Source organism: Pseudomonas sp. HMWF021, from assembly GCF_003061005.1.
Classification (GTDB): Bacteria; Pseudomonadota; Gammaproteobacteria; order Pseudomonadales; family Pseudomonadaceae; genus Aquipseudomonas.
Map to the genome: position 1 here is coordinate 18,649 of NZ_QAIK01000144.1, position 11,553 is coordinate 30,201.

Annotated in this window: 1 protein-coding gene and 1 pseudogene; both read left to right on the forward strand. The window is 62.0% G+C overall.

The window, feature by feature from the left end; translation table 11 throughout:
• Positions 1–11,332: immunoglobulin-like domain-containing protein (locus DBR18_RS20030; protein ID WP_256588811.1), on the forward strand; the 11,332-nt coding region annotated here is incomplete at its 5' end.
• 147 nt (positions 11,333–11,479) lie between these two features.
• Positions 11,480–11,553 (forward strand): annotated as a pseudogene (locus DBR18_RS29540) (tryptophan synthase subunit beta); the annotation flags it as partial.

Consider the following 11,553-nt stretch of genomic DNA (forward strand, 5'->3'; position numbering starts at 1 on the left):
TCTGAACGGTCACGAACCGCTGACCAACTCGATCACCGGCGTGACCGGCGGCAACTACGAAAATCTGGTGGCGGACACAACCCCGGTTTCGACCACCGTCACCGATACCGTCGACACCACCAACCTGACCCTGAGCGCCACCGGTACCGTGGCCGAAGGCGGTTCGATCGTTTACACCGCGACCCTGACTAACCCGGCCGGTACTCCGGTGACCGTGACGTTGAGCAACGGCTCCGTCATCACCATCGACGCCGGCAAAACCACCGGCACGGTGACCGTTCCGGCGCCTGCCGATGACGTCTACAAGGACGCCGGCAAGGTTGAAGTGACCATCAACGGTGCAACCGGCGGCAACTTCGAGAACCTGGTGCCGAGCACCGTTCCAGCCGTCACCGAAGTCAACGACACCATCGACACCACCTCGGTGAAATTGACCGCGACCGAGTCCGCTGCTGAAGGCGGCACGGTCACCTACACCGCAACAGTTGGCGCACCCGTCACCGGTTCGCCAGTCGTGGTGACCCTGGCCAATGGTCAGAACATCACCATTGAAGTCGGCAAGACCACCGGCACCGTCACCACCACCGCGCCAAACGATGCGCTGACGGGTCACGAACCGCTGATCAACTCGATCACCGGCGTCACCGGCGGCAACTACGAAAATCTGGTCGCTGACAAAACCCCGGTCAGCACCACCGTCACTGACACCGTGGACACGACGAATCTGTCGCTCAGCGCCACCAACTCGGTCGCCGAGGGTGGTTCGATCACCTACACCGCGACCCTGACCAACGCTGCTGGCTCGCCAGTCACCGTGACCCTGTCCAACGGTTCGGTGATTACCATCGAAGCGGGCAAGACCACCGGCACCGTGACCGTTCCAGCGCCTGCCGATGACGTCTACAAAGATGCCGGCAAAGTCGAAGTCACCATCAACGGTGCAACCGGCGGCAACTTCGAGAACCTCGTTCCGAGCACTGTTCCGGCAGTGACTGAAGTCACTGACACCATCGACACCACGTCGGTGAAACTGACCGCAACCGAGTCTGCTGCTGAAGGTGGCACGGTCACCTACACCGCCACCGTCGGCGCTCCGGTAACCGGTTCGCCTGTGGTCGTGACCCTGGCTAACGGTCAGAACATCACCATCGAAGTGGGCAAAACCACCGGCACCGTCACCACCACCGCGCCAAACGATGCGTTGACCGGTCATGCGCCGTTGACCAACGCCATCACCGACGTGAGCGGCGGCAATTACGAGAATCTGGTTGCCGACAAAACCCCGGTCAGCACCACCGTGACTGACACTATCGACACCACCAACCTGTCGCTGAGCGCGACCGGCACCGTGGCCGAAGGCGGCTCGATCGTTTACACCGCTACCCTGACAAACGCTGCCGGCTCGCCAGTCACCGTGACCCTGTCGAACGGCGCCGTGATCACCATCGACGCGGGCAAAACCACCGGCACCGTGACTGTTCCAGCACCTGCCGATGACGTCTACAAAGACGCCGGCAAGGTCGAAGTCACGATCAAGGATGCTGCGGGCGGCAACTTCGAAAACCTGGTGCCAAGCACCGTTGCGGCCGTTACCGAAGTCACCGACACCATCGACACCTCGACCGTGAAGCTGAGCGCCGATACTTCGGTGGCTGAAGGCGGCACTGTCACTTACACCGCGACTGTTGGCGCTCCAGTGACTGGCGCACCTGTTGTTGTGACCCTGGCCAACGGCCAGACCATCACCATCGACATCGGCAAAACTACCGGCACCGTGACGACCACCGCACCGAACGATGCGCTGAACGGTCATGAGCCGCTGAACAACTCGATCACCGACGTCAGCGGCGGCAACTACGAAAACCTCGTTGCCGACAAGACGCCGGTCAGCACCACCGTGACCGACACCGTCGACACCACCAACCTGTCGCTGAGCGCGACGCCGGCGGTGAACGAAGGTGGCCAGATCACCTACACCGCGACCCTGACCAACGCCGCCGGCACCCCGGTGACCGTGACGTTGAGCAATGGCGCGGTGATCACCATCGAGGCCGGCAAAACTTCTGGCACCGTGACCGTCGATGCGCCGAAGGATGACGTCTACAAGGACGCCGGCACCGTTGAAGCGACCATCAAGGGCGCAACCGGTGGCGACTTCGAAAACCTGGTGACCAGCAACACCCCGGCTGTGACCACCGTCAACGACACCATCGACACGTCCACCGTGTCGCTGACCGCCACCGCCAACGTCGCCGAAGGCGAAACCGTGGTTTACACCGCGAGCGTGACCGCACCAGTAACCGGCTCGCCGGTTGTGGTCACCCTGTCCAACGGCCAGACCATCACCATCGCCGTCGGTGAAACCACCGGCAGCGTGAACTTCGTTGCACCGAACAGCCCATTGGCGGGCGGCAGTTCGTTGAGCGTCGCCATCGACAAGGTTGCCGGCGGCAACTATGAAAACCTGGTGGCCGACAAGACACCGGCAAACACCTCGGTGTCGGACACCGTCGACACCACCAACCTGAACCTGACCGCCAGCGACTCGGTGGCGGAAGGTGGTTCGATCGTTTACACCGCGACCCTGACCAATCCGGCCGGCACTCCGGTGACTGTGACTCTGTCCAACGGCGCGGTGATCACTATTGAAGCGGGTAAAACCACTGGCACCGTGACCGTGCCGGCCCCTGCCGATGACGTGTACAAAGATGCCGGCAAAGTCGAAGCGACCATTTCCAGCGCCACCGGTGGCAACTTCGAGAACCTGGTGCCGAGCACTGTTCCGGCCGTCACCAACGTCACCGACACCATCGATACCACGACGGTGAAACTGACTGCGACCGAGTCCGCCGCTGAAGGTGGCACCGTCACCTACACCGCGACTGTCGGTGCTCCGGTAACCGGCTCGCCTGTGGTAGTGACCTTGGCCAATGGTCAGAACATCACCATCGAAGTCGGCAAAACCACCGGCACCGTGACTACCACCGCACCGAACGATGCGCTGACCGGTCATGCACCGCTGACCAACGCGATCACCGACGTGAGCGGCGGTAACTACGAAAATCTGGTGGCTGACAAGACGCCGGTTTCGACCACTGTTACCGACACTGTCGACACCACTAACCTGTCGCTCAGTGCAACCGGCACCGTGGCCGAGGGCGGTTCGATCGTTTACACCGCGACTCTGACCAACGCGGCTGGTTCGCCAGTCACCGTGACCCTGTCGAACGGCGCTGTGATCACCATCGATGCGGGTAAAACCACTGGCACCGTGACTGTTCCAGCACCAGCCGACGACGTTTACAAAGACGCAGGCAAAGTCGAAGCGACCATTTCGACCGCCACCGGTGGCAACTTCGAGAATCTGGTGCCGAGTACTGTTCCAGCCATCACCAACGTCACCGATACCATCGACACCACCACAGTGAAACTGACCGCGACCGAGTCTGCTGCGGAAGGTGGCACCGTCACCTACACCGCGACTGTTGGTGCTCCGGTAACCGGTTCGCCTGTGGTCGTGACCCTGGCCAACGGTCAGAACATCACCATCGAAGTCGGCAAGACCACTGGCACCGTGACTACCACCGCACCGAACGATGCGCTGACCGGTCATGCACCGCTGACCAACGCGATCACCGACGTGAGCGGCGGTAACTACGAAAACCTCGTGGCGGATAAAACGCCGGTTTCGACCAATGTCACCGACACCGTCGACACCACCAACCTGTCGCTCAGTGCCACTGGCACCGTCGCTGAAGGCGGCTCGATCGTTTACACCGCAACCCTGACCAACGCTGCAGGCTCACCCGTCACCGTGACATTGAGCAACGGCGCCGTGATCACCATCGACGCCGGCAAAACCACCGGCACCGTGACCGTTCCAGCGCCAGCCGATGACGTCTACAAAGACGCCGGTAAAGTCGAAGCAACCATTTCGACCGCCACCGGTGGCAACTTCGAGAACCTGGTGCCGAGTACCGTGCCGGCTGTCACCGAAGTCACCGACACCATCGACACCTCGACCGTCAAACTGACCGCCGACACCTCGGTCGCCGAAGGCGGCACCGTCACCTATACCGCCACTGTCGGCGCACCAGTCACCGGTTCTCCGGTTGTGGTGACCCTGGCCAACGGCCAGAACATCACCATCGAAGTCGGCAAGACCACTGGCACCGTGACCAGCACCGCACCGAACGATGCGCTGACCGGCCATGCGCCTCTGACCAATTCGATCACCGGTGTGACCGGTGGCAACTACGAAAACCTCGTGGCTGACAAAACCCCGGTCAGCACTAACGTCACCGATACCGTCGACACCACCAACCTGTCGCTGTCCGCGACCGGTACCGTGGCCGAAGGCGGCTCGATCGTTTACACCGCGACGCTGACCAACGCTGCAGGCTCGCCAGTCACCGTGACATTGAGCAATGGCGCGGTGATCACCATCGACGCGGGTAAAACCACCGGCACCGTGACTGTTCCAGCGCCGGCGGACGACGTTTACAAGGACGCAGGCAAAGTCGAAGCGACCATTTCGACCGCCACCGGTGGCAACTTCGAAAACCTGGTGACCAGCAACACCCCGGCCGTGACCAGCGTCACCGACACCATCGACACCACCACGGTCAAACTGACCGCGACCGAGTCTGCTGCCGAAGGTGGCACCGTCACCTACACCGCAACCGTCGGTGCACCGGTAACCGGTTCGCCAGTGACCGTGACTCTCGCCAACGGCCAGAACATCACCATCGAAGTGGGTAAAACCACCGGTACCGTAACCACCACAGCGCCGAACGACGCGCTGACCGGCCATGCGCCGTTGACCAACGCCATCACTAACGTGACCGGTGGCAATTACGAGAATCTGGTCGCCGACAAAACCCCGGTTTCGACCACCGTTACCGATACAGTCGACACCACCAACCTGTCCCTGAGCGCAACCAACTCGGTCGCCGAGGGTGGTTCGATCATCTACACCGCGACCTTGACCAACGCCGCTGGCTCGCCAGTCACCGTGACGTTGAGCAACGGCGCTGTGATCACCATCGAAGCCGGTAAAACCACTGGCACTGTGACCGTTCCGGCACCTGCCGATGACGTGTACAAAGACGCCGGCACCGTTCAAGCAACGATCACCAACGCTACCGGTGGCAGCTTCGAAAACCTGGTATCGAGCACCGTGCCGGCTGTAACTCAGGTCACCGACACCATCGATACCACCACGGTCAAGCTGACCGCGACCGAGTCTGCGGCTGAGGGTGGCACCGTCACCTACACCGCAACCGTCGGTGCGCCGGTAACTGGTTCGCCAGTGACCGTCACTCTGGCCAACGGTCAGAACATCACCATCGAAGTGGGCAAAACCACCGGCACCGTCACTACCACCGCACCGAACGATGCGCTGACCGGCCATGCGCCGTTGACCAACGCGATCACCAACGTCAGCGGTGGCAACTATGAAAACCTCGTTGCCGACAAGACCCCGGTCAACACCACGGTCACCGACACCGTCGACACCACCAACCTGTCGCTGTCCGCTACAGGTACCGTGGCTGAAGGCGGCTCGATCATCTACACCGCGACGCTGACCAACGCGGCTGGCTCGCCAGTGACCGTGACTCTGTCGAACGGTGCTGTGATCACCATCGAGGCCGGTAAAACCACTGGCACCGTGACCGTTCCGGCTCCTGCCGATGACGTGTACAAAGACGCCGGCACCGTTGAGGCCACGATCAAGACCGCGACTGGCGGCAATTTCGAAAACCTGGTGACCAGCAACACCCCGGCCGTGACCAGCGTCACCGACACCATCGACACCACCACGGTCAAACTGACCGCGACCGAGTCTGCTGCTGAAGGTGGCACCGTCACCTACACCGCGACCGTCGGTGCACCGGTAACCGGTTCGCCAGTGACCGTGACTCTCGCCAACGGCCAGAACATCACCATCGAAGTGGGTAAAACCACCGGTACCGTGACCACTACCGCACCGAACGACGTGTTGACCGGTCATGCACCATTGACCAACGCCATCACCAACGTCAGCGGTGGCAACTACGAGAATCTGGTGGCCGACAAGACCCCGGTCAGCACCACGGTCACCGACACCATCGACACCACCAACCTGTCGCTCAGCGCGACCGGCACCGTGGCCGAAGGTGGGTCGATCGTTTACACCGCAACGCTGACCAACGCTGCCGGCTCGCCAGTCACCGTGACGTTGAGCAACGGCGCCGTGATCACCATCGATGCGGGCAAAACCACCGGAACCGTCACCGTTCCTGCTCCGGCTGACGACGTCTACAAAGACGCCGGCACCGTACAGGCGACCATCAAGTCGGCGACCGGTGGCAGCTTCGAAAATCTGGTGCCAAGCACCACACCAGCGGTGACCAGCGTCACCGACACCATCGACACTACTGGTGTGAAACTCACCGCCACGGGCACCGTGGCCGAAGGTGGCACCGTCACCTACACCGCTACCGTTGGTGCGCCAGTTACCGGTTCGCCTGTGGTCGTGACCCTGGCCAACGGTCAGACCATCACCATCGACATCGGTAAAACCACCGGCACCGTGACCAGCATCGCGCCGAACGACGTGCTGACCGGCCACGCGCCGTTGACCAACTCGATCACTAACGTGACCGGTGGCAACTACGAAAATCTGGTGGCCGACAAGACGCCGGTCAGCACCACCGTGACCGATACCGTCGACACCACCGACCTGAGCCTCAGCGCCACCAACACGGTCGCCGAGGGTGGTTCGATCATCTACACCGCGACACTGACCAACGCGGCTGGCTCGCCAGTCACCGTGACTCTGTCGAACGGTGCTGTGATCACCATCGAGGCCGGTAAAACCACCGGCACCGTGACCGTTCCTGCCCCGGCCGACGACGTCTACAAAGACGCCGGCACCGTGCAGGCGACCATCAAGTCGGCGACCGGTGGCAGCTTCGAAAACCTGGTACCAAGCACCACGCCAGCCGTAACAAGCGTCACCGACACCATCGACACCACTGGCGTGAAACTCACCGCCACTGGTACCGTGGCCGAGGGTGGCACCGTCACTTACACCGCCACCGTCGGTGCGCCAGTCACTGGCTCACCTGTTACGGTGGCCCTGGCCAACGGCCAGACCATCACCATCGACATCGGTAAAACCACCGGCACCGTGACCAGCATCGCGCCGAACGATGCGCTGACCGGCCATGCGCCGCTGACCAACTCGATCACCAACGTGACCGGCGGCAACTACGAAAACCTCGTAGCCGACAAAACACCGGTCAGCACCACCGTGACCGACACCATCGACACCACCAACCTGTCGCTGTCCGCGACCCCGGCGGTGAACGAGGGTGGCCAGATCACCTACACCGCCACCCTGAGCAACGCCGCCGGTTCCCCGGTAACCGTGACTTTGAGCAACGGCTCGGTGATCACCATCGACGCCGGCAAAACCACCGGCACCGTGACCGTTCCAGCGCCAGCCGATGACGTCTACAAAGATGCCGGCAACGTGCAGGCAACGATCACCAATGCCAGCGGTGGCAATTTCGAAAACCTGGTGACCAACACCGCGCCAGCGGTGACCAGTGTCACTGACACCATCGACACCACCACCGTCAGCATTACCGGCAGCACCTCGGTGACCGAAGGCCAGACCGCCAGCTACACCGTCAGCCTGACGCACCCAGCGCAAACCGACGTGACCCTGAAAATCGTCTACAGCGGCACCGCCGCCGACGGTTCGGACTTCACTGGCGTGTACACCGTGAAAATCCCGGCGGGCGCCAGCAGCGCGCAGTTCAACGTCGCCACCATCGATGACAAGATCGCCGAAGGCACCGAGAACTTCGTGGTCAAGATCGACTCGGCCACTGGCGGCAACTTCGAGAACCTCGCCGTCAGCAGCACCAACGGCAGCGTCAGCACCTCGATCATCGACAACGATGCGCCACCGGTCATCGACCTGGATGCCAACAACTCCAGCGGCGCCACCGGTGCCGACTACAAGGTGACGTTCACCGAAAACACCCCGGGCGCCGGCGTGTCGATTGCCGACATGGACCTAACGATCACCGACCCGGACAGCACCATGCTGACCGGTGCAACCATCGTCCTGACCAACCGTCAGGACGGCGATGCGCTGAACCTGGGCAACAGCGTCAACGGCATCACCATCAATGCCAACAGCACCAACGGCACCGTGACCCTGACCCTGTCGGGTAACGCGACGCTGGCCGACTACATGCAGGCGATCAAGAACATCACCTTCACCAACGGCAGTGAAAACCCGAGCACCGTGCCGCGGATCATCACCGTGACCGTGACCGATGGCGGCAACTACTCCAACACCGCGACCACCACGGTCAACGTGGTAGCGGTCAACGATGCACCGGTTGCAGCGCCGGTCAACGTCACCGGCACCGAAGACACGCCGCTGATCCTCGGCTGGTCGACCTTCGGCGTGACTGACGTGGACAGCCCGGCCAGCAGCCTGGGCATCAAAATCACTCAGCTGCCGGGCGAAGGCAAACTGCAGTATCTGGACGGTTCGACCTGGAAAGACGTCGCCAACAACCAGACCTTCAGCAAGGCTGACATCGACGCCGGCAAACTGCGCTTCATGCCGGATGCCAACGAATCGGGCGTCAACGGTTACGGCGGCACCGGCATGGGCAACAACCAGGCCGACTACGCACAGATCAAGTTCCAGCCAACCGACGGCCAATTGCTGGGCAACACCGGCACCGTGAAGATCGACATCACGCCAGTGGCGGATGCACCGACCGTGAGCGTGGCCGACAACAGCGTGAAGTCCACCGGACTGGTCAAGGAGGTCTGGACCGGCCTGTCGGGCCTGGGCACCAGCGGCAACGGCGCTGACTCGACCACGCTGAAAAACGTGATCGACGGCGCCGGCACCCCGAACTCCAGCACCAACGTGACCAACGTGCAGTCCGACGGCAGCGTCGCGGCAGGCACTGCGTCGAAAACCTCGGGCCTGATCTATCTGGAAGCCGGCAAGACCTACAGCTTCAGCGGCGTGGCTGACGACAGCCTGCTGATCACCATTGGCGGCAAGAGCGTGGCGTCGGGTACCTGGGGCGCGGGCGGCGCGATCAGTGGTTCGTTCACCCCGACCACCAGCGGCTACTACACCCTGGACATCTACCACCACAACCAGAGCGGCCCGGGCAGCTATGACGTGAACCTGTCGGTCAACGGCAGTACGCCAATCGACCTGAGCAGCGCCGGCGTGCCGATCTACACCGGCGTGCAGGATCTGGTGAACGCCGGAGTGACTGTCTCCGATCTGCACGGCACTAACGGCGAAGGCTATTACGACGGCTACAAGCTCAACACCGGCGCCGAAGGCACCACGGTGAAACTGTCGGCGATCAATACCGCGCTGACCGATACCGACGGCTCGGAAACCCTGAGCGTCAAGATCAGTGGCGCGCCGGTCGGCTCGGTTCTCTCCGACGGCAACGGTCACACCTTCACAGTCACCGCCAGCAACGGCGAAGCCAACGTCACCGGCTGGAACCTGGGCAGCCTGACCGTAACCCCGCCGACCTACTACAACGGCCAGTTCAACCTGACCGTGACTTCGACCTCCACTGAAATGGTTGGCGGTTCGGCCAGCAGCACCGCGACGATTCCGGTCACCGTGGTGCCGGCGGTGTACAACGCGGTGGTCGGTACTTCTGGCGATGACACCTTCAACGGCACCGATGGCAACGACATCATGGTCGCCGACATCGGCGGTCTCACCGTGGTGCCGGGCACCAACTACAACATCGCGTTCATGGTCGACAGCTCGGGCAGCATGAGCACTTCGTCGATCAACGCCGCCAAGGACTCGCTGACTTCGGTGTTCAACACCCTCAAGCAAAGCCTGGGCGGCAGCAACTCGGGCACGGTGAACATCTTCCTGGTGGACTTCGATACACAGGTCAACAAGTCGGTGTCGGTGAACCTCAACGACTCGAACGCACTGGCCAAGCTCAAAGCCGTACTCGACTCGATGACCTCCGGCGGCGGGACCAACTACGAAGACGTGTTCAAGACCACGGCGAACTTCTTCCAGAGCGCGGAAGCTGTCGCGAACACCGGGGCGAAAAACCTCACCTACTTCATCACTGACGGCCAACCGACCTACTACCAGAGCGGCGAGCAGACCAACCCGACGCTGTACGGCAGCGTGAAGTTCGACAGTGTGGTGACGACCAGCAACTACAAGCTGGGCGATACGTTCGCCACTTACATCGATAGCACGCACTACCTGACCATCAGTGCCGCCGGTGCTGCTGTTCTGCAAACGTATAAAAACGGCAGCTGGGACTGGAACAGCCTGGGTACCGTTCACGCCCAGGGCGACGGCACTTACGAGCTGTCGAGCCTGGCGGGCTCCGGCAGCAGCACCAGCTCGGCCACCACCAATAACTCGACCAGCAGCTTCGCCTTGCTCAGCGGTCTGTCGAATGTCGAGGCAATCGGTATCAACAGCGGGGTCAGCCTCAACGACCTGAAACCGTATGACTCGGATCACTCGCCGCAAACCAACATCGACCCGAAGGATCTGGCGAACTCGATCATCGGCCACACCGAAGCGACAATGCCGGGCAACGACACTGTCAGCGGTGGCGACGGCAACGACATCCTGTTCGGCGATCTGGTGAGCTTCAACGGCATTGCCGGCGAGGGTTATCAGGCGATGCAGGCGTTCGTGGCACAGCAGACCGGCGTCGACGTCAGCAAGGTCACCACCAGCAACGTGCACCAGTACATTACCGAGCACTATCAGGCGTTCGATGTGTCCGGCGCGCATGATGGCAACGACACCCTGCTGGGCGGCGCGGGCAATGACATCCTGTTCGGCTCGGGCGGCAATGACCTGCTCGATGGCGGCAAAGGCAATGACATCCTGCTCGGCGGCACCGGCAACGACACGCTGATCGGTGGCCAGGGCAACGACATCCTGATCGGGGGTTCCGGTGCCGACACTTTCGTCTGGAAAGCAGGCGACACCGGCAACGACGTGATCAAGGACTTCAATGCCAGCGAAGGTGACCGCATCGACCTGCGCGATCTGCTGCAGGGCGAGACCGGCAGCACCATCGACAACTTCCTGAAGATCTCCACGGTCGACGGTGTGTCGTCGCTGCAAGTCAGCTCCGGCGGCAAGTTCAACTCCGGTGACGCGGCGGCCGCCACGCCGGACGTGACGATCAAACTGGAAGGCAACAACTGGTCAACCGCCAACATTCACAACCTGATTGCCGGCAGCGACCCGACCATCAAGGTCGACCACAACAACAGCTGACGCGAGAGCAAAACGGCCGCCCCTTGGGGCGGCCGTCACGTTTGCAGCTATCGCACCGGTGACGATTTCGTCGCCGCACCGCATACTCGCGCGCAGTTGGCCTATGCTGCTGACAGCATGACGCTGGTTCTTTCTGAGGGATGCTCAATGTTTTACGTGCAACGCGATGCGCAAGGTCAGTTGATTCGCGTGGAAGCTGCGGCCTACGCCGAGGCCACGGA